Raw genomic sequence first — 26,040 nt, 5'->3', positions numbered from 1 at the left:
GCATGCCTCGGGCGGGTTGGGCAGGACGCCCAACCCCGGTCTTGCCGTGTGCGCAGGACAGCGCACACGAGCAAGCGGCGACCAAGCCCCCATGGATGGGTTTACGGCGTCTCCGCAAACCCACAGTGCCCCGCCATCCCAAGGAATGCCCGCTGTTGCTGTTGCTTCTGCAGGTGCAGGGCTGCAAGCCCTGCCGCAAGAAACCCCTACTTCTTGCGCTCGCGGGTGGGGAACGGCTCCATCGCGCGGAAGCGGTTGCTGTACTCGTCGGTCAGCGTCCGCGCTTCCTGCCCGTTGCGCACGATCGTCGGGGTCAGCAGCACGATCACCTCCGAACGCTTGTTCAACCGGGCCTTGTTGCCGAACAGGCCACCCACGATCGGCAGACGGCTCAGGCCCGGCACGCCCTTGGAGCTGTCTTCGTCGGAATTGGTGATCAGGCCCGCCAGCATGATCGTGTCGCCGCTCTGCAGCGCCGCCTCGGTGGAAATCTTGCGGGTGTTGATCGGCGGGTTGCAGGTGGTCTTGGTCGGGTCGCAGCCGGTCGGAATGGCACCGGCCGAGCTGACCTCCTGCACGATGTCCAGGAACACCACGCCATCACGGGTGATGCGCGGGCGCACCTTGAGGATCACGCCGGTGTCCAGGTACTGTACCTGGCTGTAGGTGCTGTCGCTGATGCCGGTGTTGACCGACACCGAGTTGATCGGAATCTTGGTGCCGACGTTGAGCTGCGCTTCGGCGTTGTTGCGCACGAAGATGGACGGGGTCTGCAGCAGGCGCAGGTTGGTCACCTGGTCCAACGCGCTGACCACCGCGGCGGCGTTCTTGCCGAGGAAGGTCCAGCCGGTCTCGGTGCCGGTGATGGCGCCGGCAAAGCTGCCCCAGATGTTGCGCCCCTGCGCGCTGGGCAGGGTGCCGCCGCCGGTGGCGCCGGTGTAGCTCTGCCCCTGCACGGCGTTTTCGAAGAACCAGTTGACCCCGTACTTCAGGTCGCCGTTCAGATCGACTTCGGCCACCTGCGCTTCGATGTGCACCTGCAACGGCATCACGTCCAGCTTCTCGATCACTTCGCGGATCGAGCGCCACGCCTGCGGGGTGGCGCGCACCAGCAGTGCATTGGTTTCTTCCACCGCCGACACACCAACGGTGTCACCTTCCACATCCAGGCTGACGCTGATGTTGCCTTCCTGGCGCTGCGGCAGGTTCATCGTGCTGGCCATGCCGCCGTTGGCGCTGGAGGAGGTGCCGCTACCGTTGGTGCTGTTGCTGCTGCCAGCGCCGCTGTTGCTGAAGGTGTCGCCACCCCGGCTGTCCAGCTGCATCGGCGTCGCGCCCGGTGCCAGGCCGGCGCTGGACCCCCGGTTGTTGCGGTTGTTGCTGCTGGCGAAGGCTTCGGAGAGGCGCTGGGCCAGGTCGCGCGCCTTGATGTAGCGCAGCTCGTAGGAGAACAGACGGGCGCTGCCACCGGCGGTGTCGATGCGGTCCAGCCACTGCTGGATCTGGTCCAGGTAGCGCACCTGCGGGGTGATTACCAGCACGGCATTGGCGTTTTCCAGCGGCAGGAAACGGAACATGCCGGCGCTGGGCGTCTTGCTGTCTTCGCCGAACACTTTCTCCAGGTCGCTGGCGACCTGCTCGGCCTTGCCCGACTGGATCGGGAACACGCCCACCGACATGCCCGACAGCCAGTCGACATCGAAGATCTCGACGGTGTGCAGGTAGTTTTCCAGCTCGGCGCGGGTGCCCCCGAGGGTGATCACGTTGCGGCCGGTATCGACGTTGACGATGGCATTGGGCCGCGCGTACGGCTCCAGCACCTTCTTCATCTCGCTGGCGGAAATGAACTGCAGCGGCACCACGCGCACTTCGAAGCCGCGGGCACTGGAGGCCGGTGCGGTGCTGGGTGCGACGGTGCCGGCCAACGCCTGGTCGGCAGCGACGATGTTGTAGCGGCCACCGCTGTAGACCATGCGGGCGTTGTTCCAGCCCAGCACCATCTCCAGCAGGTTCAGCGCCTGCGCCGGCGACACCGGCTTGGGCGTGGCCAGGGTGACCGTGCCCTGCACGCCCGGCGCGATGACGTAGTTCTGCCCCAGCATGTCGCCGAGGATCGCCTTGACCACCGCGTGCACCGACTCACCTTCGAAGTTGAAGGTGGCGCTGCCGCCGCTGGCCGAATGCAGGGCCGGTGACGGCGCGCGCGCGGCCTCGCGGTTGATCATGGTGCCGCTGCCACGGCGGATCACCGCCTGCGGCGTGCCGGCGGCGGCGTCACCTTCGACCACCTGCGGATCGGCGGCGGCGGCACCGGCCTCCGGTGGCGGCGTGGTCGCACTGCGATGGACATGCGGGCCGGACACGGTGGCGCAGCCGACCAGCAGCGTCAGGGCAAGGGACCAGGGCAGAAAACGCAGGTTCATGCATTCACTCTATCGGTTGGAGCCATCGCCCGGGGGCGGCGACGGTTGCTGCTGTTGCTGCAGCTGACGGCGACGGGCCTGGATGCGTTCGCGGATGGCCTGCATCTGCGCTTCGCTGGGGCCGTTGTTGTTGGCAGCGGGAGCTGCGGCCGCTGGCACGGCGGCAGCGCCTGCCGGCGATGCCACGTTGCCATCGGCGGCGCGCGGATTGGCCACCGCCTGTGCGGGCGGCGGTGGCGGCGGCGGTGGCACGACGCCCGCCGGTGGAACTGCGCCATTGGCGCCGCGCAGCACGGTCGGTGGTTCACCGCCCTGCCCGTTGAAGGTGGCCAGTTCCAGCACCTGGCTGCCGCTGGGGCCGATCACAGTGGCCTGGCGAGGCTCCAGTGCGACCAGCTGCCAGCCATCGACCGCCTCACCATTCAGGCGCAGGCGAACCGACCGGTTCTGTTCGGTGGTGAAGGTAGCCATGCCGAAACTGTCGGTGAGCAGCACGCCGGTCAGGCGCAGCGCTGCATTCGCGGCCGGTTCGCTGCCGCCCAGCAGATACGGGCGCGGCCGCCGGTCTTCGGCGAAGAGCGGGCGTTCGCCGATGGCGCTGAAGCTGTCGGCCGCGGCCATGCGCTCGGCGGCCATCGGCGGCAGGGCCGGCAGCGTGGCCTGTGCGGCGGCATCGCTGTCGGCGGCAGGCAGACGACCGCCGAGGCCGAAGCCGGTGGCCAGCCAGGTGGCGCCCGCCCAGCCGGCCAGGGCCAGCAGGAAGCCGGTGCGCAGGGTGATCGGGTCACGTTTCATCGCTGCCCTCCGCTTCCACCGGCGGCTCGGCCGGTGCAGGGCTGGCATCGGCGGCAGGTGTCGGTGCAGGGACATCCGTCGCAGGCGCGGCGGCATCACCACCGGCCCCGGGCAGCAGGTAGCCGGCCAGTTCGAACGACACGTCCAGGCCCAGGCCCGATTCGCTCGCCGATTGCTGGAAGCGCTGCGCGATGATGTTGAGGTTGTCGACGAACAGGCGCGGGCTGCCGGTTTCCAGGCTGTGCAGCACGGTGGCCAGTTCGGCCACGCCGCAGCGCAGGCGCACCTGCATGGCCACGCGCACGAACTCGGCATCGCGGCGGTTGTCGGTGAGCGGCGTGCGGTTGCTGATGGTGCAGCTGCGGTTGCCCGGGCTGGCCGTGGCCACCGCGTCCTGCACGCGCGCGCCGAGGGCCGCAGCGGCGGCTTCGGCGGTGGCTTCTCGGAGGAAACCGGGGCGCTGCTGCAGGGCCTCGCGGGTCTGCTGCAGGCGCTGTTCGATCTGCGGCTGCTGCTGCAGCTGTGCCTGCACGCGCTGCTGGCGCTCGCGCAACGCGGCTACGTCCTCGTTGATGGCCAGCAGTGGCTGGGTGAACCACGGGTGGACCAGCAGCAGGTAGGCCAGGCCCAGCACTGCCACCAGCAGTGCCAGCGCCAGCCAGCGGTCACGGCGCGCGCTTGGCATCGGCATCGGCCGCCTCCCTGGCTGGGGCGGCAGGGGCGGCGGCAGCGGCCACCGGCTGCAACTCGGCGGTCAGGGTGAAGCGGTCACGGCCGCTGCCAGCGCCGTCGGCCTGCAGCACGCCGGTCAGGTTGACCTTGCGCCACTGCGGTGCGTCCTGCAGCAGCTGCACCAGCTGCGAAGCTTCGCTGCTGAGCCCGATCAGCTGCAGGTTGTTGTTCTCGATGGCGAGTTTTTCCAGATAGGTGCCGTTGGGCAGGCGCTGGGTCAGTTCGTTCCACAGCTCCACCGTGCTGGCGCGCTGGGCGCGCTGCTTTTCCAGGAACGCGGCGCCGTCCAGCAGCGCCTGCAGTTCGCTGCGCTCGCTGGCCACGCCACGCGCACTGCGGGCACTGCGCTCGACCTCGTCGCGCAGCGCGTCGGCGGACTCGCGGCGGTTGTCCAGCAGCTGTGCGGCAGCCAGCACCAGCATCACCAGTGCAGCCAGGCCGAGCAGCAGGTTCCAGCGCCGCATCGGGTCATGTCGCGGCTGGCGCTGGGCCTGCGGCAGCAGGTTCACCTGCAGCGGCTGGCCCTGCGCGTCGACGGCATCGACACCGGACAGCGCATCGGCCCAGGCGCCCACCTGGCCGCGCCAGGCATCGAGCTGGCGCAGCGGCCACGCCACCAGTTCAACCTGCAGCAGTCCTTCACCGGCACTGCCACGTTCGCGCACGTCATAGCTGACCTGGCTGGATTCGAATGGCGTCTGCCGGTCGATCTCATAGCCGACCACCGCACGCAGGCGATCGCCGGCGGCCATCGGCAGGCGCAGGTTGCGGCGCAGGACCTGCGGCTCGGCCAGCAGCCAGACCCGCGGCAGGCCGCGCAGGCGCGCATCGAGGACGCGGTCCAGTTCAGCCGGCTGGGTCGGCCATGGCAGGCTGGCCACGGGCTCCAGGCCCTGCCCGGCTTCGCGCCAGACCTGCATCAGATCGCCCTGCCGCTGCAGCAGCAGGCGGGTCTGCGACCAGCCCAGCGCCCACTGCCAACGCGCCGGTACCCAGGCCAGCAGGGACTGCCGCCACCAGCGCAGGAAACGGCCCGCGCCTGGGCCGATCCGCCCCTGCACCTGCCGCAGGCTGTCCTGCCATGCCGTCATCTTGCTGCCATTCCCTGCTCCCAGCGAAGCACCGTGTAGGTTCGTCCGGGCACACCGCCCGATCCATTGCGCACCACCGCCTGCAGGACCGACAAGCGACCGCTGCCGTCGATGGCACGGGTCTCGATACTATAGGTGCCACTGCCGCTGGCAAGCATTGACGGCGTCGCTCCTGAACCTTCGTCACGCTCCTGCTGGGCGCGCTGAGCCAGCACCTGCTCGGCATCCAGGCCCAATGCGGTCAGCACCGGCGCCCCCGCCACGCGCGGATCCGGCCGCGCCTGGCGGCTGTACAGCGTCAGATACGGCAGCATCGCCGCATAGAGCGAAGCACGCATGCCGAGTACGCGCTGCAGTTCGCCCAAGGTTTCGAAGCGCTTGTTGCGCGGCCCATACGGCAGGCCCGCCGCTGCATAGTCCGGCGCCTCGGCGCCGCCACCGGGCTGCAGCAGGCTGTCTTCGTCGCGCCAGTCGACGATGGCACCGGCCAGTTGCCGGGCCTGCTCGGCAGGTTCGCCCAGCGCCTGCAGGAAGGCAGTCAGCAGCGTGGCGTCGGCCAGGTTCAGGTTGATCTTGCCGTTCTCGTCCAGCACCCGGATCTCGACCGGAACATCGTCGTACTGCCAGCGGTAGGTGCGTCCATCGGCCTGCCAGGCCGGCCGCTGCGGGTCCGGGCGCAGCCGCAGCAGCGCATATTCCAGCCCAGCCCGGGCACGCTCCTGGCCGCGCGCGTCATCGTCAAGCACGCGCTGCTGCAGGTGCTCCACGCGTGCAGTCAGCGCAAAGGCACCGACCAGCGCGGTCATCAGCGCGATCAGCCACAGCACCAGCACCAGGGCGGCCCCCCGCTGTGCCTTCATCGTGCACCGCCCATGCCACCGCTGCGCGGTGCGACCACCAGCGGCGGCCACGGCGCTCCACGCTGCGGCACGATCTGCACTTCCACCAGCAACGGCAGGCGCCGCGTGTCGTCCCAGCGTGGCAGCCAGTCGCTCATCTGTCCGTTGGCCGGGTCGATGCCGCGGTAGCGCAGCGTCACTTCTTTCAGTGCATCGGCCAGCACTTCGGGGGGCCGCGGCGGTGTTTCCGGCAGGCGCTCGCCTTCCTGCAGCAGCACCAGGTCCAGCAGCAGGCGGCGCTGGCCGGGCGCGCCATCCACCTGCAGGGTATGCAGGTAGGGGCCACCGCGGCCGAGATAGCCGGGCAGATCCGCGACGAACTGCATGCCTTCCTCATCGCCCTGGAAGAACAGCGGCTCGCGGGTGGGATCAGGCACCTCGATCGGGCTGCGCAGCGCCCCACCCAGCTGGCGCCGCAGCAGCGCCTGCACCGCGCGCATGCGTTCACTGTCGGCCGCGATCTGTTCGCCGCGCTGGCTGACCGCCATCGCCGCACGCACGCTGGCGAATGCCAGGGCCAGGCCACCGGCCAGCAGCACGGTGGCCAGCATCACTTCGACCAGGGTGAAGCCGGCAGCGCGACGCTTCATCGTGCGCCCTCCAGGTCCGGCGGCAGCAGGCGCAGGCTGCGCCACTGCAGCTTCTCGCGTTCACCGTCGCCCCAGCGCACCTGCAGCTGCAGTTCGGCCAGCCACGGCGCACCCGGTGACTGCGTCGGCGCGACATCACCGGCGCGCGGCTCGCTCCATGGCTGCACCTGCAGCTGCCAGTGGTAGCGGCCCTGTTCCCACTCGCCACTCTGGTTACCGACCTGCAGTGGCGCGTCGACGCCGGCGCTGGCCAGCAGCGACTGCGCATGCAGCACCGCGCGGGTACGCAGCTCGCCATCGCGGACCTGCCGCGCGCCGCCGGACAGGCTGCCCAGCAGCAGGGTCAGGGCGAGGCCCAGCAGGGCGAAGGCCACGATCACTTCAAGCAGGGTGAAACCACGCGCTGACTGCTTCATTGCGCCCGCCACGGACCGGAACGGACCTCGCCGGTCAGCCAGCCGACATCGATGCGCCATTCGGCGGCATCGCGCTGCAGGCGGATGCGGCCGCCACTGGAGCCGCCATCGGGATGGAACTCGATCACGCCCTGCCCCGGCACATCGCTGAGCTGCGCGGCGCCTTCAAACACCACCTGCACCGGTTCGGGCACGCTGCCACGGCGCTCGTTGGCGCCCTGCCAGCGGTGCTCGGCCGGTTCAATGACGAAGCGCTGCGGTTCGCCGCGGGCAATCGCCTGGGCGCGCACCATGCGCAACTGGCTGGCGATGTCCTTGCCGGCGCTGCGCAGCTGCATGCCCGCGAAGCCACGCGACAGGCCGGCCGCGGTGATCAGGCCGATGGCCGCGATCAACGCGATCACCAGCAGCATCTCCAACAGCGACAGGCCGGTCGCGCGCCTGCCGTGCAGGCGCGGGCTGGGCAGCCGGCGCGGCAGGTACGGCGTCATGCGGGATTACGGCTCGTAGCGGATGTCAGCATCGACGCTGCTGCCGCCGGTCTTGCCGTCCTTTCCCAGGCTGATCAGCTCGTAGGCCTGGCCTTCGCCCGGCGCACGGTATTCCAGCGCGTGGCCCCACGGGTCGTTCAGATCGGCAGGCTTGGCATACGGACCCAGCCAGCCACCGACACCGGCCGGCGAGGTCACCAGGTCGTTGAGCGAACCGGGCAGCTTGCCGGTGTCGATCTGGTAGTTGTCGATCTTCGAAGCGACGGTCTGCACCTGCGCCTTGGCGATGTTCGCCTTGCCGCGGTCGGCGCCGCCGAGCACGCGGCTGGCGACCAGGGTCAGCACCGCGCCGATCAGCACGATGACGATGATGATTTCCAGCAGGCTCATGCCGGTCTGGTGGCGTGCGCTGGCGAAGGACAGGCGGATCGGGCGACGGGAAGCAAGCATGGTCGGTCCTTTCAGTTGCGGTGAGTCGGGGTTGCAGGGAAAGCCATCGTCAGCCGATGGCGTTGGTGAGGTCGTACAGCGGTACCAGCACGGCCACGATGACCGCGCCGACCACCGAGGCCAGCGCCAGGGTGATGGCCGGCACCATCGCCGCCAGCAGGCGGTCGATGCGGCGGGCGCTGTCCTGTTCGAAGGTATCGGCGGCCTTCAGCAGCATGGTGTCGAGCGCGCCGGATTCCTCGCCGACCTGGATCATCTGCAGGGCCAGGCGCGGGAAGCGCTTGCCGCGCGACAGCGCCAGCGACAGGCCGGCACCGTTCTTTACTTCGTCGGCGGCGGTGTCCAGATCGGCGGCCAGTGCGCGGTTGCCCAGCACGTTGCGGGCGATGCCCAGCGCGCCCAGCAGCGGCACGCCGTTGCGCAGCAGCGTGCCCAGGGTGCGGGCCAGCCGTGCGGTTTCCAGCTCGCCGAGCAGGCGGCCGATGCCGCGCCGCTGCAGCAGCCAGCCATCCAGCGCCAGGCGCGCAGCGGGCTGGCGGAACTGGCGTTCCAGCAGCAGCGCCAGTACCGCCGGCACCACCAGCAGCAGGATCCACCAGTCACGCACGAACAGGCCCAGCTGCAGTACCGCGTTGGTGAACCACGGCAGCGCCACGTCCAGGCTTTCATACATCTGCGCGAACTGCGGCACCACGTAACCCAGCAGGAACAGCAGCGCGCCACCGACCACCAGCAGCAGGATGGCCGGGTACACCAGCGCATTGACCACCTTGCCCTGCAGCGCGCGGCTGCGTTCGAGGTAATCGGCCAGGCGCTGCAGGGTCTCGTGCAGGCTGCCACCGGCTTCACCGGCACGCACCATGTTCACGTACAGGCGCGAGAACAGGCCGTGCTGCCGTTCCAGCGCGGTCGACAGCGGCGCACCGCCGCGCACCACGTCGCGGATGTCGGTGATCGCGCGCCGCGAACGTTCGTCTTCGGGCAGGCCGAGCAGGATCGACAGCGCGCGATCCAGCGGCTGCCCGGCGCCGAGCAGGGTCGACAGCTGCTGGGTGAACTGCAGCAGCGCCGCGCCCTGCAGCGGACGCGGGCGGAACAGGTTGCCCAGGCTGCTGCCCCCTACCCCGCCGCCCTCGGCGGCCAGGCGCGTTTCCATCGGCAGATGGCCCTGGTCCTGCAGGCGCGCGATCAGCTCGGCCTCGCTGGCCGCTTCCATGTGCCCGTCGAAGACTTCGCCGTGCGGGTTCAGTGCCTTGTAACGATAGCTGGGCATGTCAGCGTCGATCTCCCGCGCGCATCAACCCTCCTCGGTCACGCGCAGGACTTCCTCGATGGTCGTCTGCCCGCTCAGGGCCTTGGACAGGCCGTCTTCGTACATGGTGCGCATGCCGGCCTCGCGGGCGATGCGTTCGATCTCGCCCATGCCGTCGCGACGCATCACCGCGCGCCGCAGCGCGTCGTTCATCACCAGGAATTCCATGATGGTGGTGCGGCCCAGGTAACCGGTCGGTGCCAGTGCCGAGGGCTTCGGACGGAACAGGTAGATCGGCCCCTGCGGCTGCAGGCGGCGCAGTTCGAAACGTTCGATCTCCTCCGGCGAGGCTTCGTAGCGCTCGGCGTGGGTGGGTTCCAGGCGGCGCACCAGGCGCTGGGCGAGGATGCCGTTGATGGTGGACGTGAGCAGGTAATCCTCCACGCCCATGTCGAGCAGGCGGGTGATGCCGCCGGCTGCGTTGTTGGTGTGCAGGGTGGACAGCACCAGGTGGCCGGTCAGCGCCGACTGGATGGCGATGCGCGCGGTTTCCAGGTCGCGCATTTCGCCGATCATGATGATGTCCGGATCCTGGCGCACGATGCTGCGCAGCGCGTTGGCGAAATCCAGGCCGATCTGCGGCTTGGCCTGGATCTGGTTGATGCCTTCGATCTGGTATTCGACCGGGTCCTCGACCGTGATGATCTTGACGTCGGCGGTGTTGAGCTGGCTCAGCGCGGTGTACAGCGTGGTGGTCTTGCCCGAACCGGTCGGGCCGGTGACCAGCAGGATGCCGTGCGGCTGTTCCAGCACCTTGCGGAACTGCGGCAGGAACGCATCGGTGAAACCGAGCCGGTGGAAGTCGAACACCACCGTTTCGCGGTCAAGCAGTCGCATCACCACGCTTTCGCCGTGCGCGGTCGGCACGGTGCTCACGCGCAGGTCCAGTTCCTTGCCCTGCACGCGCAGCATGATGCGGCCGTCCTGCGGCAGGCGGCGCTCGGCGATGTTGAGCCGGGCCATGATCTTGATGCGGCTGATGACCGCGGCAGTGAGGTTGGCCGGCGGGCTTTCGCCTTCCACCAGCACGCCATCGACGCGGTAACGCACCTTCAGGCGGTTTTCGAAGGGTTCGACGTGGATGTCCGAGGCGCGCAGTTCCACCGCACGCTGGATCACCAGGTTGACCAGGCGGATGACCGGCGCTTCGGAAGCGAGGTCGCGCAGGTGTTCGATGTCATCGACCGCGCCGCCTTCGCCATCGGCGGTTTCCACGATCGCGCCCATCGCGCTGCGGCCCTGGCCGAACCAGCGCTCGACCAGGTCGTCGATTTCCGCGCGCATGCCCAGCACCGGGCTGACCGGCACGCCCAGCGCCAGCTGCACGGCCTGCTGCGGGTAGGCATCGTGGGCATCGGCCAGCCACAGGCGGACGCCGTGTTCATCCAGCGCCAGCGGGCAGACGTGGAACTGCTTGAGGAAACGCAGCGACAGCGGCAGGCCTTCGGCCAGCGACTGCGGCGGTGCTTCGGGCAGCTGTTTTGCTTCCAGCAGCGGCAGACCCAGCACATCGGCGCTGGTCTGCGCCTGGTCACGTTCGGACACCAGCCCCAGCCGCACCAGCAGGCCGAGCAGGCTGCCGCCGGATTCGGCATGCAGCGGTCGTGCACGCGCCAGGTCCCCTTCCTTGAGGCGCCCGCGCGCCAGCAGCGCATCGAGGATGCGGCCTTCGGCGTCGTCGATGGCGGTGGCAGCGAGCGCGTTCACATGACTCTCCTGTCGATCCTCCCGACTTTAGCAGTTCAGCCGGGATTTCCGCTGCCCTGTGCGCGCAGGACCACGAAAGACGACGCCCGTCACCTTCCGGTAACGGGCGTCGCCAATTCACTTACGACATTACGTACAACCGTGGCACTTACTGGGTGGCCAGGATGGTCACGCCGTTGAAGGCCGCTTCGCCCACCACCTTCACGTAGTAGGTCCCGGCCACCGGCTTGGCCACGCGCACGGTTTCGGTGTTGCCCGGGCGGCTCGACTTGGCGTCGTTGTCGGTGGCGGTCGGCACGCGGCCCTGCGCCACGTACACCGAGACGTTACCGGTGCCGCCATAGGTCAGCACGCTCAGCTGCTTGCCAGCGACGGCTTCGAAGGTGTACACGGTCTCGCTGCCGGTCGCGCCGGCAACACCGGCGAGGGCCACCTTGTTGGTCAGCGGGATGCCTTCCGGTTCGCAGTTCTCGGTGCACGGCTCGGCCAGTGCCTTGGCCAGCGCGGCCTTGGCGTCGACGATGCCGGTACCGATCGGGGTCGCTGCCGGGATGGACACCGGGAACGGACGCGCGGTCTCCTTCAGCAGCGTGCGCATGGCCGCCGGGGTCAGCGGATCCTTGCCATTGGCGATGAGCGCGCTCTGCACCAGTGCAGCAACGCCGGCCACGTGCGGCGAGGCCATCGAGGTACCGCCCAGGCCCATGTAGCTGTAGGCGCCCGAATCCGGGGTGGTTGCCGCATCCGAACCGGACTGCCAGATGTACCCGCCCGGGTTGCCGTCCACGCTGCCGCCACCGCCCGGACCGGACAGGTCCACGCGCGTGCCGTAGTTGGAGTAGTAGGTGATGCCACCGGTGATGCGCGTCGCACCCACGGTCACCACGCCGTCGCAGCTGGCCGGGCGGTAGTTGGCGGCGTTGTCGGTCTCGTTGCCGGCGGCCACCACCACGGTGGTGCCCCGCGAGATCGCGCCGCTGATCGCATCCTGGTAGGCGCCTGCGCAGGCACCGCTGCCGCCCAGGCTCATGTTGATGATTTCAGCCGGGTTGGTGTTGGCGGGAATGCCGGCGACGGTGCCACCGGACGCCCAGGTGATCGCGTCGGTGATGTCGGAGAGGTAGCCACCGCACTTGCCGAGCACGCGCACCGGCAGCACCTTGGCCTTGTGTGCGACACCGGCCATGCCGACGCCGTTGTTGGTCTGCTCGGCGACGGTGCCGGCCACGTGGGTACCGTGCCAGGAACTGTCTTCCGGCTGCGAGCCGTTGTAGCACTCGTTGGCGTTCTCGACCCAGTCACCGTAGTCCTGGGCACCCGGCACGCGGTCGTCGGTGGCGCGGCGCGAGGTCTCGGCGTCGCTGATGAAGTCGTAGCCCGGCAGCAGGTTGCCGACCAGGTCCGGGTGCTGCGGCAGGATGCCGGTATCGAGCACGGCAACGACCACGCCTTCGCCCTGCGAGACGTCCCACGCCGCCGGCGCGTTGATGCCACCGGTCGGGTTGCTCAGATGCCACTGGTACTGCGCGTAGTAGGGATCGTTCGGCACCAGGGCCGGCTTCACGTCGCCCGCGCGCAGCTCGGTGCGGCGCAGCTTGACGTCGGCTTCGGCGTACTTGACCGACGGGTCGGCCTTGAGCTCCTTCAGCACGCGCTGCAGTTCCGCCGGGGCCAGGCGGCCGTTCAGGCGGATCACATCGGCGCCGATGCCGAGCTTGCGCACCACCTGCGGGCCCATCGCGCTGGCGCGGCTGGTGCCACCGGACAGGCTGGCGCGGGTGAGTGCGGACTGCACGGTGGAGAGCTTGGCCGAGCGGTCGCTGGCGGCCGGCGTGCCGGCCTTGTACATCACAATGATGCGCTCGGCGCCCGCTTCGGCGGTGCTGGCCTGGCGCACCGGCTCGCGGGTCGGTAGGCCGGCAGCGTGGACCGCGCCTGCGGCGGTCACCGACAGCAGGGCGGCGGCAAGCACGTTGATGCGAAGGTTCTGCTTATTGATCACGTCACATTCCTCTTCTGGGTCATGGTTGGATCCAACACTGCGGCCATCAATCCTTGACGGATCCCGGCTGGCCGAGCCGGGGTTGCCGAGACCTCCCCTCAGGCCCTGTAGCAGAAGCAGCGCCGGCGGCGTGACCGCCGGCGCGTTGTTGCCTTACCAACCGAAGCCGGCACCGACGCCGACCGAGGCGTCATCACTGCTGAACGCACCGCCGAGGGTGACCGTGGCGCGATCACTGATCGCACGCTGGTAACCCAGCGACATCGCCGATTCGCCGCCCTGGAAACCGATGCCGACGCCGACCCGGTTCTGGGTGCGGATGCCGGCGGCACTGGTGGCCATGTTGAGCATGGCCGCGCTCATCGCGCCCTGGCGGTCGATGCGGCGATCCATGTGGCGCAGGCGGCCATCCACCTCGCCCTTGAACACATCGAAACTGTCGGCGACGGCCTGCACGCGGCTGTCGGTGTAGCTGTTGGCGGTGGTGATGCCGCGGTCCAGCTGGCCCTTGTTCACCGCATCGGTGGCCGCGGTACCGGCGGCCACGTTGGTGACCTGGCGTTCGTTGCCTTCGCTGCCCACCGACACCGTGTTGGCGCGGTCGGCGACCGAGCCCTGGCCCAGTGCGACCGCATTGGCGGCGGTGGCCGATGCGCCCTGGCCGATGGCCGTGGACGAAGCGCCGCTGGCGACGGCGCCGTCGCCCATGGCGACTGCGTTGGCACCGACGGCCGGCTGCGCCGCCGTGGCGCCGTCGACGCTGGGCTTGGCCGCCACGCTCGACCGCGAGCCCACTGCATCGGCCTCGGCCACGGTGGCGACCTGGGCGGTGCTCGCCTGCACGCTGGCGCTGCGCAGGCTGGCCGTTGCGGTGCGGCTGGTGCCGCCACCGGTACGCTGGTCAAGCTCGGTCACCTTCCGATCCAGTGCACCCAGTGCGTCGCCGACATTGCTGTAGGTCGAGCCCTGGATGACGTAGTTCGGCGCGATGAACACCCCCTGCATGCCGACGCTGGCACCGCCGCCGAGGATGCTGGCGGCATCGCTGAGCGACTGGAACAGCTGGCCGCCGTTGATCGCCTGCCGGCTGCCGGACGCGATGCTGCCGGCGCCGACGTTGTTGATGACGGTGCCTTCGATGCCGGACAGGGTCAGCTGGTCGCGGGTGGCATCGTCGTAGGCCACCGCGTTGGCCGAGGTGGATTCCACCGTGGCGATGCGCGAGTCGAAATCACCGACGCGGGTTTCCACCGCACCCACGCGTTGGTTGGTGACGTTGAGCTGCGAACCGGTGACCGCGTCGCTGCTGCCGGCGGCAATGCGGCCGTCGGCCACGTTGACGATGCGGCGGGTGGCCGGACCATCGGTGCCGTTGCCGCCACCGACCGAGACCACGTTGGCTTCCACCGCACGCGCGCCGGCGCCCAAGGCCACCGAGTTGTTGCCGCTGGCTGCACTGTTGGCACCCACCGCCAGCGATGCATTGCCGATGGCGTTGGCGCTGCTGCCCACGGCATTGCTGCGGTTGCCGCTGGCAGTGGCGCCCGAGCCCACGGCCACGGCATCGGTGCCGCTGGCGGTGGCCACGCCGCTGCCATTGGCCTTGAAGCGCTGGCCGACCGCATCAGCGGTAGCGGCCACGGCGTCGAGCTGGCCCTTGTTCACTGCATCGGTGGTTTCAGTACCGGCGGCCACGTTGGTGATCTGCCGCTGCGCGGCCGCGTTGCCGACCGACACCGTATTGGCGCGGTCGGCCTGCGAGCCGTTGCCGAGCGCGACGCTGTTGGCCGCACTGGCGGTGCTGTTGGCACCCAGCGCGGTGGCATCGGTCGCGTCGGCCCAGGCGTTCCAGCCGATGGCGCTGGCGTAGTCGCTGGTCGCCCAGGCACCGGCACCGAAGGCCGCCGCGCCGGTACCGCTGGCACGCGCCGGGATCAGGCCGAAGTAAGTGCTGCCACCGATGGCCACGCTTTCATCACCCGTGGCTTCGCTGGACTGGCCCATCGCCACCGCGTTGGCACCGGCCGCGGCAGCACCGAAGCCGACCGCAGTGGTGTTGGCGCCGGTGGCCGCCGAGCCGTAGCCCAGTGCGGTGCCAAGGCGACCGCTGGCTTCGCTGTAACCACCGACGGCGGTGGTGCCATCGGCGGTGGCCGAGGCGCGGAAGCCACTGGCCAGCGACTGCGCGCCGCTGGCGATGGCTTCGGCACCGTTGGCCGTGCTGTAGACACCCGTGGCCTGCGCCGCGTTGCCGGTGGCCGTGCTGCTGATCTCGCTGGCCACCGCGCCGCTGCCGTAGGCCGCACTGTTCTCACCAGTGGCCTGCGCCTCGTTGCCGACGGCCGCGGCACTGGCGCCTGTGGCCAGGCTGTTGAAACCGACCGCCGTGGCATTTTCAGCCAGGGCGGTAGCGCCGCTGCCCAGCGCGGAGGCGCCGTTGCCGATGGCGTTGGAGGCTTCACCCGCAGCCAGTGCGTTGTCGCCTTCCACATAGGCACCGGCATCGCTGTCGGCGCTGCCGCTCGCCTGAACGTACTTCCTGGTCTGTTCAGCAGTAGCAGCCACGGCATCCAGCTGGTTCTTGTTCACCGCATCGGTGCCTTCGGTACCCGCTGCCACATGGGTGACCTGGCGTTCGCCGCCCTCGCTGCCGACGGCCACCGTGTTGTCACGGTCGGCTGTGGAGCCTGCGCCCAGCGCGACGCTGTTGATGCCGTTGGCGGTGGCCCCGGCACCCAGCGCGGTGGACTGCACTGCACCGGCCCAGGAGTTCCAGCCGATGGCGGTGGCGTAGTCGTCGGTCGCCCAGGCACCGGCACCGAAGGCCGCCGCGCCGTAACCGCTGGCACGCGCCGGGATCAGGCCGAAGAACGTGCTGCCGCCGATGGCAACGCTTTCATCGCCCGTGGCTTCGCTGGAATCACCCATGGCCACGGAGCTGGCGCCGCTGGCGGTGGCGAACACGCCGGCTGCGGTGCTGTTGGCACCACTGGCCAGGGTGCCGTAGCCAAGCGCGGAGCCGAGGCGACCGCTGGCTTCGCTGTAGCCGCCCACCGCAGTGGTGCCATCAGCCGAGGCGGAGGCGCGGAAGCCGCTGGCCAGCGACTGCGCGCCACTGGCGATGGCTTCGGCACCGTTGGCAGTGCTGTAGGCGGCAGTGGCCTGCGCGCCGGCACCGGTGGCGGTGCTGCTGGTTTCGCTGGCGACCGCACCGCTGCCGAGGGCGGCGCTGTCTTCGCCGGTCGCCTGGGCGTTGTTGCCGATCGCTGCGGCGTTGCCGCCGGTCGCCAGGCTGTTGAAGCCGACAGCGGTGGCGTTGGCCGCCACCGCGGTGGCACCACTGCCGAGCGCGGTGGCACCGTCGCCGATGGCATTGGCGGCCTCACCGGCGGCCAGTGCGTTGTCGCCTTCAACATACGCGCCAGCATCGCTGTCGTCGCTGCTGCTGGCCTGGAAGTACTTGCTGGTGTTCTCCGCGGTCGCGGCGACGGCGTCCAGCTGGTCCTTGTTCACCGCATCGGTGCCTTCGGTGCCGGCCGCGACGTTGGTGATCTGGCGCGTATTGCCAGCACCACCGACCGAGACCGTGTTGTCGCGGTCCGCAATCGAATCGGCGCCCAGGGCCACGCTGTTGGCGCCCTGTGCTTCGGCTGCGTTGCCCAGCGCCGTAGCGTTGGTGCCCGGCGCCCAGGCACCACCACCGACCGCGGTGGAGTAATCACCCGATGCTTCGGTGGCGAGCAGGCCGAACAGCGAACCGCCGATGGCCACGCTGTTCACGCCGGTCGCCAGACTGCCCTGGCCGGTGGCGGTGGCGTAGGCCCCGGAGGCTTCCGAATCGCCACCGAGCGCCACGCTGTTGGAACCGGAGGCATTGGCGAAGTTGCCGAACGCGGTGGCGTTGAAGGCCGATGCGCTGGCATAACCGCCGATGGCGGTGCTGTAGCCGCCAGTGGCTTCGGCACCGATGCCGAACGCCGCCGAAGCGGTACCGCTTGCGACGCTCTCGCTGCCGACCGCGGTGGCGGCTTCGCCGCTGGCGCTGCTGAAGTAACCCACCGCCACGGCTTCCTCGCCGCTGGCTTCGGACAGCACGCCGGTGGCGGTGCTGCCGGCACCACTGGACACGGCAGCGGCACCGAAGGCGGCACTCTGCTCGCCGCTGGCTTCGCTTTCCGCACCCTGCGCGGTGGCGTACTCGCCGGTGGCCTGCGCGTTGGCGCCAATGGCGCTGGCGTTGTCCGCCGTGGCCAGGGCATTGAAGCCGATCGCCTGCGTGTTGGTGCCGATGGAAGTGGCACCGCTGCCCAAGGCGATGGCACCATCACCGATGGCGTTGGCGGCTTCGCCGGCGGCCAACGCGTTGTCGCCTTCCACGTAGGCGGCGGCATCGCTGTCGTCACTGCCGCTGGCCTGGAAGAACTTGTTGCCGGTGCCTGCGCTGGCAGCCACCTCATCCAGCTGGGCCTTGTTCACTGCATCGGTGGCCTGGGTGCCGGCGGCGACGTTGGTGACCTGGCGTTCGCTGCCGGCGCTGCCGACCGACAGGCTGCGGTCGCGGTCAGCCACCGAGCCTGCGCCGAGGGCCACCGCGTTGTTGCCGTTGGCGGTGCTGCCGGCACCGAGGGCGATGGCGCTTTCGCCACCGGCTACGGTATTCGTGCCCACCGCGATGCTGTTGACGTTGTTGCCGAGTGCCTGGAAGCCCAGCGCCAGGCTGTAATCGCCGTAGCTGAAGGCACCGCGGCCGACGGCGGTAGAGCTGACGCCGTTGGCCCAGCTGTTGTAGCCGATGGAGGTCGCGCCGTTGGCACTGGCCCAGGCCGCCGGGCCGAAGGCCGAGGCGTTGGTACCGGTCGCCCACGCACCTGCACCGAAGGCGGTCGCGCCTTCCTCGCTGGCGGTGCTGTAACCGCCAACGGCGGTGCTGTCGTCAGCCTTGGCGAAGGCACTGTCGCCGATGGCCACGGAATAGCTGCCGTTGGCGCGCGACTTGCCGCCTGCGGCGAAGCTGTTGTCACCGGTCGCCTGCGCGGCATTGCCGAAGGCGCTGCTGCTGGCACCGGTGGCCTGTGCGGCATTGCCCACTGCGGTGGAACCGGCCGAGGCAGTGGTGCCGGTCAGCACCGGATTGCCTTGGTCATCCAGCAGCGGCTGGTTGTACTCGTCATAGGCCTGGCCCAGGCCACCTATGGCGACTGCACCGTCGCCGTCGGCGAAGGTGTTGCGACCGAGGGCCACGGTGTCGGCACCGATGGCACCGGCACCTGCGCCCTGCGCAAGCGCGCCTGCGCCGATCGCGTTGCTGGCCGAACCCGCAGCCACCGCACCTTCGCCTTCGGCGTAGGCGCCGGCATCGCTGCCCTCCTCGCCCTGCGCCTGGAAGAAGCGCGCGGTGGTGTCGGCAGTGCTGGCCACGGCATCGAGCTGGGCCTTGTTCACCGCATCGGTGTCTTCGGTACCCGCGGCCACATTGGTGATCTGGCGATCGTTGCCTTCGCTGCCGACGGCCACGCTGTTGTCGCGCACCGCTTCGGAGTTGGCACCGAGCGCGACGCTGTTGGCGCCACGCGCGGTGGCGTAGTAGCCCACGGCGGTGCTCTGCGCACCGCTGGCCCAGGTCTGCGCACCCAGCGCGCTGGCGTTCTCGCCCGGCGCATAGGCGAAGTAGCCCACCGCCGTCGATTCGGCGCCGGAGGCTTCGGTCAGGCTGCCGTTGGCCACGGCATAATCGCCGCTGGCGATGGCACCTGCACCGACTGCGGTAGCGGCTTCGCCACTGGCCTGGGTCTGCACGAAGAAGCCCAGGCCCGGGATCAGGTCGGCCGGGCCACCGATGGCCACGCTGCTGGTGCCGGTGGCGTTGCTCTGCGTGCCCAGCGCGGTGGAGTAGTCACCCACTGCATTGGCCACCGCACCGAAGGCCGCGGACTGAGCGCCGGCGGCATAGGCGCCGACACCGTAGGACGAGGCGGCAAAGCCGCTGGCTTCGGCGCTGGCACCCACGGCAGTACCACCGACACCAGCGCTGGTGGCACCGGTTTCCACCGGCACGCCACCGCTGGTGATCAGCGGGTTGCCGTCTTCATCGACGGCGGCGCCACCGACGGCGACGCTGCCCGGGCCGGCGGCCTGTGCGTTGTTGCCGAAGGCGGCGCTGTTCTGGCCGCTGGCCAGCGCGTTGTAGCCGACGGCGGTGGCGTTCTGGGCGACGGCGGTCGCGCCGGCGCCGACCGCGGTGGCGCCGTTGCCGATGGCATTGGCGGCCTCGCCGGCGGCGAGCGCGTCGTCACCGTCGGCCAGTGCACCGGCATCGCTGTTGCTGCTGCCGGTGGCCTGGAAGCGTTTGGCGGTGGTATCGGCCACCGCAGCTACGTCCTTCAGCTGGCCGACGTTGACCGCATCGGTGTCTTCGGTGCCTGCGGCGACATGGGTCACCTGGCGTTCGTTGCCGTCGCTGCCGACGGCCACGGTGTTGTCACGGTCGGCCTGCGAGGCCGCGCCGAGGGCGACGCTGTTGCTCCCGTTGGCGGTGGCGCTGGCACCGAGCGCGGTGGACTGCGCGCCATCGGCCCAGGCATTCCAGCCGATCGCGGTTGCATAGTCTTCGGTGGCCCAAGCGCCGGCACCATAGGCTGATGCACCGTAGCCGCTGGCGCGCGAGGTGATCAGGCCGAAGTAGGTGCTGCCGCCGATGGCCACGCTCTCGTCGCCGGTCGCTTCGCTGGCTTCACCGACGGCGACGGCGCCGGCACCGGTGGCCGTGGCGAACACGCCCGCAGCAGTGCTGTTGGCGCCACTGGCGACGGTGCCATAACCCAGTGCCGAACCGAGTCGGCCGCTGGCTTCGCTGTAACCGCCGACAGCGGTGGCGCCGTCGGCCGACGCCGCCGCGCGGAAGCCGCTGGACAGCGACTGCGCGCCGCTGGCAACGGCTTCGGCACCGTTGGCGGTGCTGTAGACCGCCGTGGCCTGAGCACCGGCGCCGGTTGCGGTGGTGCTGGTTTCACTGGCCACCGCACCGCTGCCCAGCGCGGCGCTGTCGCCGCCGCTGGCCTGTGCGTTGGTGCCCACGGCCGAGGCGTTCTCGCCGGTGGCCAGGCTGTTGTAGCCGACCGCCGTGGCCTGGGCGGCAATGGCCACGGCACCGCCGCCGAGCGCGGTGGTGCCATCGCCGATGGCGTTGGCGGCTTCACCGGCGGCGAGCGCGCTGTCACCCTCGGCCAGGGCGCCGGCATCGCTGTCGTCGCTGCCACTGGCCTGGAAGTACTTGCGGGTGTTCTCCGCGGTCGCGGCGACCTCGTCCAGCTGGTCCTTGTTCACCGCGTCGGTACCTTCGGTACCGGCAGCGACGTTGGTGATCTGGCGGGTGTTGCCGGCACCACCGACCGAGACGGTGTTGTCACGCTCGGCGATCGAATCGGCACCCAGCGCCACGCTGTTGGCGCCCTGCGCTTCGGCGGCATTGCCCAATGCGGTGGCATTGGTGCCCGGCGCCCACGCGCCGCCGCCGACGGCGGTGGAGTAATCGCCCGAGGCTTCGGTCGGCAGCAGGCCGAACAGCGCGCCCCCCACGGCCACCGCGTTGGTGCCGGTGGCGAGGCTGCCCTGGCCGGTGGCGGTGCTGTAGGCGCCGCTGGCTTCGGCATCGCCGCCGACGGCCACGCTGTTGGAGCCGCTGGCACTGGCGGCGTTGCCGACCGCGGTTGCGTTGAAGGCCGAGGCGTTGGACAGGCCGCCCAGTGCGGTGCTGTAACCGCCATTGGCTTCGGCACCGGCGCCGAAGCTGGCCGATGCGGTGCCGCTGGCAGTGCTGCCTGCGCCGATGCTGGTGCTGCCGCTGCCCGAGGCCTGCGACTGCGCGCCGACGGCGGTGGCGCTGTCAGCGGTTGCCTGTGCGTTGTGGCCCAGCGCCGTGGTGTCGTCGCCATCGGCGGTGGCCGATGCGCCGGCGGCCAATGCGCCTTCGCCATCGACCTGCGCGGCGTCGCTGTCATCGCCCGCACCATCGGCCTTGAAGTAGCGGCGGCCCTGCGCGGTGGCGGTGGCCACTGCGGCCTGGGTGGCCTGCGCCTGCGCATCGAGCTGCGCGCGGTTGACCGCATCGGTGGCTGCGGTACCAGCGGCCACGTTGGTGATCTGTCGTTCGCTGCCGGTTGCGCCCACCGACACGGTGTTGGCGCGGTTGGCAGTGGAGCCGGCGCCCAGCGCGACGCTGTTGGCGGCGCTGGCGGTGCTGCCGGTACCCACAGCCACCGCGTTGCGGCCGCTGGCATTGGCGCTGCCGTCGACCACGCACTGGTCGATCACGCTGCTGCTGAGGGTCACGCAGTTGGCGTTGCCGCCCACTTCCACCGACTGTGCGGCAACGAGGCCGGAGCCTCCCAGTCCCATGGCCAGGGCAAGGGCTGCGGCAAGGGTCACCGGCCGGACGTGGTCGGCATCGCGGCGCTGGTCGACGACCCCACCGCGGGTGTCGGAAGAGGCCAGTTCCGAGGCCACCACCAACTGACCCCGTGCTTTGTTCCAGACCTTGCGATAAATCCGATTCATCGATACGGCTCCTGATTTCTGGGCTGGTTTTGGGCAAAGCAACGCCATCGCCGGACCCTCTGGTCCAACGTCCCCCCTGGGGGCGTTATTCGCGTGATTTACTGCGGGTATTGCCGAACGCCGCGCAGCGACAGAAAACCGGGCGCAGAGCGACGTGCGGTTACTGCGATATGAACAGAATTGAAACAGGGCCCAAGTGTTAACGGGAACTTTCCAGATCGTCAAGACTTTGACGCAGGAAAAGCGTTTGCCGTGAACCAGTTCTCGTTTTTACCTGTTTATTCTGCGATTTTGTTATTTTCTTGTGACGAGTTATCGACGCCATGTAAATGCATGTAACTCACCGCTGCAGCAGGAGTTTCTGCCCGAATAAAGAAAAACCCGACAGTCGCCTGCCGGGTTTTCCGTACTTCATCGCATTGCAGCCTGCGCGGCGGATGCGCCGTCAGCCGCACCATACCCGCGCGTTGCGGAACATGCGCATCCACGGCGAATCACCCTGCCACTCGGCCGGGGCCCAGCTCAGGTTGAGCGCGCGCGGGGTACGTTCCGGGTGCGGCATCATGATGGTGACGCGACCGTCGGTGCTGGTCAGGCCAGTGATGCCGTCAGGCGAACCGTTCGGGTTCAGCGGGTACTGGCTGGCAACGTTGCCGTTGCCATCGACGTAGCGCAGCGACACGCGTGCGGCCGCCTGGTCCACCGCATTGGCGAACACCGCACGGCCTTCGCCATGGGCCACCGCCACCGGCAGGCGCGACCCGGCCATGCCACGCAGCAGGATCGACGGCGACTCCACCACTTCCAGCAGCGCGGTGCGGGCTTCGAACTGCTCGCTGGCGTTGCGGCGGAACTGCGGCCAGTGCTCGGCGCCGGGGACGATGTCCTTCAGCTGGCTCATCATCTGGCAGCCGTTGCACACGCCAAGGGCAAAGCTGTCCTCGCGGGCGAAGAACGCGGCGAAGGCATCACGCAGCGCGCTGCGCTCCAGGATCGAGGTCGCCCAGCCACGACCGGCACCGAGCACGTCGCCGTAGCTGAAGCCGCCACAGGCCACCAGGCCGGTGAAGTCCTGCAGGGCGACGCGGCCTTCGATGAGGTCGCTCATGTGCACGTCGTAGGCGCGGAAGCCTGCACGTTCGAAGGCGTTGGCCATTTCGATCTGGCCGTTGACGCCCTGTTCGCGCAGCACGGCCACGCGCGGACGCGCACCGGTGCTGATGAACGGCGCGGCCACGTCTTCGTTGAGGTCGAAGCTCAGCTTCGGCTTCAGGCCCGGCGCGTTGAACGCACGCGCTACCTCACGCTCGGCATCGGCGTTGGCCGGATTGTCGCGACGCTTCTGCATCGCGTGGGTGACCGACCACCAGGCGTCGAACAGCGCTTCCCAGCGCCATTCGGCCAGGTTCTCGCCGCCCAGCGACACACGCACCACCGCTGCGGTGGTCGGCCTGGCGATGCGCTGCGCGCACTCGATCAGTGCATGGCGTTCGATCAGGTCGGCGAAGGCCGCACGGTCTTCGCGGGCGATCTGCACCACCGCACCCAGTTCTTCGTTGAACAGGCTGCGGAACGGGTCATCGCCCCAGGCATCGAGGGTGATGTCCAGGCCGAGGCGCGAGGCGAACGCCATTTCGCACAGCGCGGCGAAGGCACCACCGTCGCTGCGGTCGTGGTACGCCAGCAGCAGACCGGCCTGGCGCGCATCGCGGATCAGTTCGAAGAAGCCACGCAGGCGCTGCGGGTCATCCAGATCCGGCGCGGCACCGGCGAAGGCCGGCAGATCGCCGTGGCCGGCATGCACCTGGGCCAGGATCGAACCACCCAGGCGCTGCTTGCCGGCACCGAGGCCGATCAGCCACAGCTCGCTGTCCACGTCGCGGTCGAGCAGCGGGGTCAGCTGCTGGCGCACGTCGGCCACCGGCGCGAACGCCGAGATCACCAGCGACACCGGCGACACGCTCTTGTGCGCTTCGCCCTGGTCATGCCACTGCGCCTGCATCGACAGCGAGTCCTTGCCCACCGGGATGCTGATGTCCAGCTGCGGGCACAGTTCCATGCCCACCGCCTTCACCGCGTCGTACAGCAGCGCGTCTTCGCCCGGGTGGCCGGCAGCGGCCATCCAGTTCGCCGACAGCTTGATCTCATCCAGCGCATCGACCGGGGCCGCGCACAGGTTGGTCAGCGCTTCGCCCACGGCCATGCGTGCCGAAGCAGCGGCATCGAGCAGGGCCAGCGGGGTGCGCTCGCCCAGCGACATCGCTTCGCCGGCCACGCCGTCGAAGTCGGCTAGGGTGATGGCCACATCGGCCACCGGCAGCTGCCACGGGCCGACCATCTGCTCGCGCGCGGTCAGGCCACCAACGCTGCGGTCACCGATGGTGACCAGGAAGTTCTTCGAGGCCACGGTCGGGTGCGCGAGCACGCGCAGGCCGGCTTCCTGCAGGTCCAGGCCACCGGTCTTCAGCGCCGGCCAGCGCGGGGCCGGCGGGTGCGAGGTGTCGCGGTGCATCTTCGGCGGCTTGCCGAACAGGACGTCCATCGGCAGGTCGATCGGCGCATCGGGCGGGGTGTGGCCCGGCACGGCGCCGTAAGCCACCACCAGGTGTTCCTCGGCGGTGGCCACGCCAACGGCGGCGAACGGGCAACGCTCGCGCGCACACAGCGCGGCGAACTCGGCCAGGCGTTCCTGGGCCACGCCCAGCACGTAGCGTTCCTGCGATTCGTTGCACCACAGCTGCATCGGCGACAGCGACGGATCATCGGTGGGCACCTTGCCCAGGTCGATGACGCCGCCGACATTCGAGTCGTGCAGCAGTTCGGGGATGGCATTGGACAGGCCACCGGCACCGACGTCGTGGAAGAACTTGATCGGGTTGTTGGCGCCCATCGCTACGCAGCGGTCGATGACCTCCTGACAGCGGCGCTCCATTTCCGGGTTGTCGCGCTGCACGCTGGCGAAGTCCAGGTCCTCGGCGCTCTCGCCGGAGGCCACCGAACTGGCGGCACCGCCGCCCAGGCCGATCAGCATCGCCGGGCCACCCAGCACGATGACCGCGTCACCGGCCTGCAGCGGGATCTTGTCGACCTGGATGCGGTCGATCGCACCCAGGCCACCGGCCAGCATGATCGGCTTGTCGTAGGCACGGACCAGGTCAGCGCCTTCGGGCAGTTCGAAGCTGCGGAAGTAACCCAGCAGGTTCGGGCGGCCGAATTCGTTGTTGAACGCGGCGCCGCCGAGCGGGCCGTCGGTCATGATCTCCAGCGCCGGTGCCATGCGCGGGTTCAGCGCGCGCGGCGCTTCCCACGGCTGCGGGAGCTCGGGAATCCGCAGGTGCGAGACCGAGAAACCGGACAGGCCGGCCTTCGGCTTGCCGCCGCGGCCGGTCGCGCCCTCGTCGCGGATCTCGCCACCGTTGCCGGTCGAGGCGCCCGGGAACGGCGCGATCGCGGTCGGGTGGTTGTGCGTTTCCACCTTGATCTGGAAGGCGCTGGGCACCTGCGGCTCGCGCCGGTACTCGCCACTGGCCGGATCGGGGCGGTAGCGCGAGGCCGGGTGGCCTTCGATCACCGCGGCATTGTCGCTGTACGCGCTGAGCGTGTGCTGCGGGGTCTGCTGGTGGGTGTTCTTGATCATCCGGAACAGCGAACGGTCCTGTTCCTGGCCGTCGATGGTCCAGCTGGCGTTGAAGATCTTGTGGCGGCAGTGTTCGGAGTTGGCCTGCGCGAACATCATCAGTTCGACATCGGACGGCGAGCGGCCCAGCGCGGTGAAGCGTTCGCGCAGGTAGTCGATCTCGTCCTGGGCCATGGCCAGGCCGAGGCGCTGGTTGGCAGCCTCCAGCTGGTCCACCGGCACGCGTTCCAGTTCACCCCGCGCCGGAGTGGTGAACAGGGCCTGGCCCTGGTCGACGGTGTCCAGCACCGACTGGGTCATCGGGTCATGCAGGGCCTTGACCAGCGCCTGCTGGGCGGCGGCCCCGGTCGGCCAGCCCTGCACGTCGATGCGCAGGCCGCGCTCGACCCGGCTGACCGGCTGGCCGGCACCGCGGACCAGTTCGGTGGCCTTGCTGGACCAGGGCGACAGGGTGCCGAGGCGGGGCACGACGATGCGGCTGACGGCGCCGTCGGCGATGGCCTCGGCCTGCGGCTGGGCTTCCAGGATGCGGCACAGGGTGGCCACGTCGGGGGCGGCCGTGCCTTCGGGCTGGACGAGGTAGACGTGCCAGGCACCGCTGATGCGCAGGGAGGGGGCGATGGACTGCAGGCGGGATTCAAGGCGTTCGCGGCGGAACAGCGACAGGGCGGGCGCGCCCTCGAGGACCATCATGTCCGGGGAACCGTAGTTGGGAAACGGGCCCGATATTGTACCGGAACCCGGGGGGAGGGCTTGGGCCGGGCGGCGCCCGGCACCCGCAGACGCGCCCTAGCCGCGGCAACGGCCACAGCAACAGCCGGAGCAACAGCAACAGCGGGTTTCCTGGGGGATGGCGGGGTGGGGGGGGGGGGGTGGGGGGGGGGGCGGGACAAAACAAGCGGGGGGTGGGGGAGAGGAGACCGGCGACCAACCCCCCCCCCC

The 26,040-nt window shown here is 69.7% G+C and carries 14 protein-coding genes; all 14 read right to left on the bottom strand.

All coding sequences use genetic code 11. The annotated features are described in order from the left end of the window. Nucleotides 1-206 precede the first annotated feature (206 nt). On the bottom strand, nt 207-2,423 hold the full coding sequence (gene gspD / locus AC1VXD_RS17055) for a type II secretion system secretin GspD (RefSeq protein ID WP_482993036.1): 2,217 nt from the start codon (nt 2,421-2,423) through the stop codon (nt 207-209). Between the two features lie 9 nt (nt 2,424-2,432). Continuing rightward, a complete protein-coding gene (locus AC1VXD_RS17050) occupies nt 2,433-3,218 on the bottom strand; it encodes a hypothetical protein (protein WP_482993035.1) in 786 nt (261 codons plus the stop codon). Then, the gene (gene gspM, locus AC1VXD_RS17045) at nt 3,208-3,909 is read right to left on the bottom strand and encodes a type II secretion system protein GspM (RefSeq protein ID WP_482993034.1); all 702 of its coding nucleotides are present in this window, start codon (nt 3,907-3,909) and stop codon (nt 3,208-3,210) included. Before gspM ends, AC1VXD_RS17050 begins: the two co-directional genes overlap by 11 nt. After that, nucleotides 3,884-5,041, bottom strand: coding sequence for a PilN domain-containing protein (locus tag AC1VXD_RS17040; RefSeq protein ID WP_482993033.1), 1,158 nt, complete (start codon nt 5,039-5,041; stop codon nt 3,884-3,886). Before AC1VXD_RS17040 ends, gspM begins: the two co-directional genes overlap by 26 nt. After that, a complete protein-coding gene (locus tag AC1VXD_RS17035) occupies nt 5,038-5,901 on the bottom strand; it encodes a type II secretion system minor pseudopilin (RefSeq protein ID WP_482993032.1) in 864 nt (287 codons plus the stop codon). Before AC1VXD_RS17035 ends, AC1VXD_RS17040 begins: the two co-directional genes overlap by 4 nt. Beyond that, nucleotides 5,898-6,530 carry a type II secretion system protein J gene (locus AC1VXD_RS17030; protein ID WP_482993031.1) on the bottom strand — a complete coding sequence of 211 codons (633 nt, stop codon included), beginning with the start codon at nt 6,528-6,530 and terminating at the stop codon, nt 5,898-5,900. Before AC1VXD_RS17030 ends, AC1VXD_RS17035 begins: the two co-directional genes overlap by 4 nt. After that, the gene (gene xpsI, locus AC1VXD_RS17025; protein ID WP_482993030.1) at nt 6,527-6,946 is read right to left on the bottom strand and encodes a type II secretion system protein XpsI; all 420 of its coding nucleotides are present in this window, start codon (nt 6,944-6,946) and stop codon (nt 6,527-6,529) included. The genes AC1VXD_RS17030 and xpsI overlap by 4 nt, the downstream gene beginning before the upstream one ends. Next, complete coding sequence (gene xpsH, locus AC1VXD_RS17020; RefSeq protein WP_108767682.1) at nt 6,943-7,437, bottom strand: type II secretion system protein XpsH; 495 nt, start codon at nt 7,435-7,437, stop codon at nt 6,943-6,945. The genes xpsI and xpsH overlap by 4 nt, the downstream gene beginning before the upstream one ends. Before the next feature lie 6 nt (nt 7,438-7,443). Next, nucleotides 7,444-7,887, bottom strand: coding sequence for a type II secretion system major pseudopilin GspG (gene gspG / locus AC1VXD_RS17015; protein ID WP_108767681.1), 444 nt, complete (start codon nt 7,885-7,887; stop codon nt 7,444-7,446). Nucleotides 7,888-7,936: 49 nt separating this feature from the next. Next, nucleotides 7,937-9,160, bottom strand: a complete 1,224-nt coding sequence (xpsF, locus tag AC1VXD_RS17010) for a type II secretion system protein XpsF (RefSeq protein ID WP_482993029.1) — start codon at nt 9,158-9,160, stop codon at nt 7,937-7,939. 24 nt (nt 9,161-9,184) lie between these two features. Further along, a complete protein-coding gene (gene gspE, locus AC1VXD_RS17005) occupies nt 9,185-10,906 on the bottom strand; it encodes a type II secretion system ATPase GspE (protein ID WP_482993028.1) in 1,722 nt (573 codons plus the stop codon). A 148-nt stretch (nt 10,907-11,054) separates the two neighbouring features. Further along, nucleotides 11,055-12,908 (bottom strand): S8 family peptidase, encoded by a 1,854-nt coding sequence (locus AC1VXD_RS17000; RefSeq protein ID WP_482993027.1) that lies wholly within the window; start codon nt 12,906-12,908, stop codon nt 11,055-11,057. 153 nt (nt 12,909-13,061) lie between these two features. Further along, nucleotides 13,062-21,461 carry an ESPR-type extended signal peptide-containing protein gene (locus AC1VXD_RS16995; RefSeq protein ID WP_482993026.1) on the bottom strand — a complete coding sequence of 2,800 codons (8,400 nt, stop codon included), beginning with the start codon at nt 21,459-21,461 and terminating at the stop codon, nt 13,062-13,064. Nucleotides 21,462-21,906: 445 nt separating this feature from the next. Next, nucleotides 21,907-25,791: a phosphoribosylformylglycinamidine synthase gene (gene purL, locus AC1VXD_RS16990; RefSeq protein ID WP_482993025.1), complete on the bottom strand. Its 3,885-nt coding sequence runs from the start codon at nt 25,789-25,791 to the stop codon at nt 21,907-21,909. Nucleotides 25,792-26,040 lie beyond the last annotated feature (249 nt).

Source organism: Stenotrophomonas sp. STEN054, from assembly GCF_056854535.1.
Note: the sequence above shows the minus strand (reverse complement) of the source record. Positions and strands in the feature narration are given on the sequence as shown.

Coding starts and splice junctions, on each gene's coding strand:
- xpsI (WP_482993030.1), bottom strand. CDS start 6,946: ATGAAGCAGTCAGCGCGTGGTTTCACCCTGCTTGAAGTGATCGTGGCC.
- AC1VXD_RS17030 (WP_482993031.1), bottom strand. CDS start 6,530: ATGAAGCGTCGCGCTGCCGGCTTCACCCTGGTCGAAGTGATGCTGGCC.
- AC1VXD_RS16995 (WP_482993026.1), bottom strand. CDS start 21,461: ATGAATCGGATTTATCGCAAGGTCTGGAACAAAGCACGGGGTCAGTTG.
- AC1VXD_RS17050 (WP_482993035.1), bottom strand. CDS start 3,218: ATGAAACGTGACCCGATCACCCTGCGCACCGGCTTCCTGCTGGCCCTG.
- gspM (WP_482993034.1), bottom strand. CDS start 3,909: ATGCCGATGCCAAGCGCGCGCCGTGACCGCTGGCTGGCGCTGGCACTG.
- gspG (WP_108767681.1), bottom strand. CDS start 7,887: ATGCTTGCTTCCCGTCGCCCGATCCGCCTGTCCTTCGCCAGCGCACGC.
- xpsF (WP_482993029.1), bottom strand. CDS start 9,160: ATGCCCAGCTATCGTTACAAGGCACTGAACCCGCACGGCGAAGTCTTC.
- gspD (WP_482993036.1), bottom strand. CDS start 2,423: ATGAACCTGCGTTTTCTGCCCTGGTCCCTTGCCCTGACGCTGCTGGTC.
- xpsH (WP_108767682.1), bottom strand. CDS start 7,437: ATGACGCCGTACCTGCCGCGCCGGCTGCCCAGCCCGCGCCTGCACGGC.
- AC1VXD_RS17035 (WP_482993032.1), bottom strand. CDS start 5,901: ATGAAGGCACAGCGGGGGGCCGCCCTGGTGCTGGTGCTGTGGCTGATC.
- purL (WP_482993025.1), bottom strand. CDS start 25,791: ATGATGGTCCTCGAGGGCGCGCCCGCCCTGTCGCTGTTCCGCCGCGAA.
- AC1VXD_RS17040 (WP_482993033.1), bottom strand. CDS start 5,041: ATGACGGCATGGCAGGACAGCCTGCGGCAGGTGCAGGGGCGGATCGGC.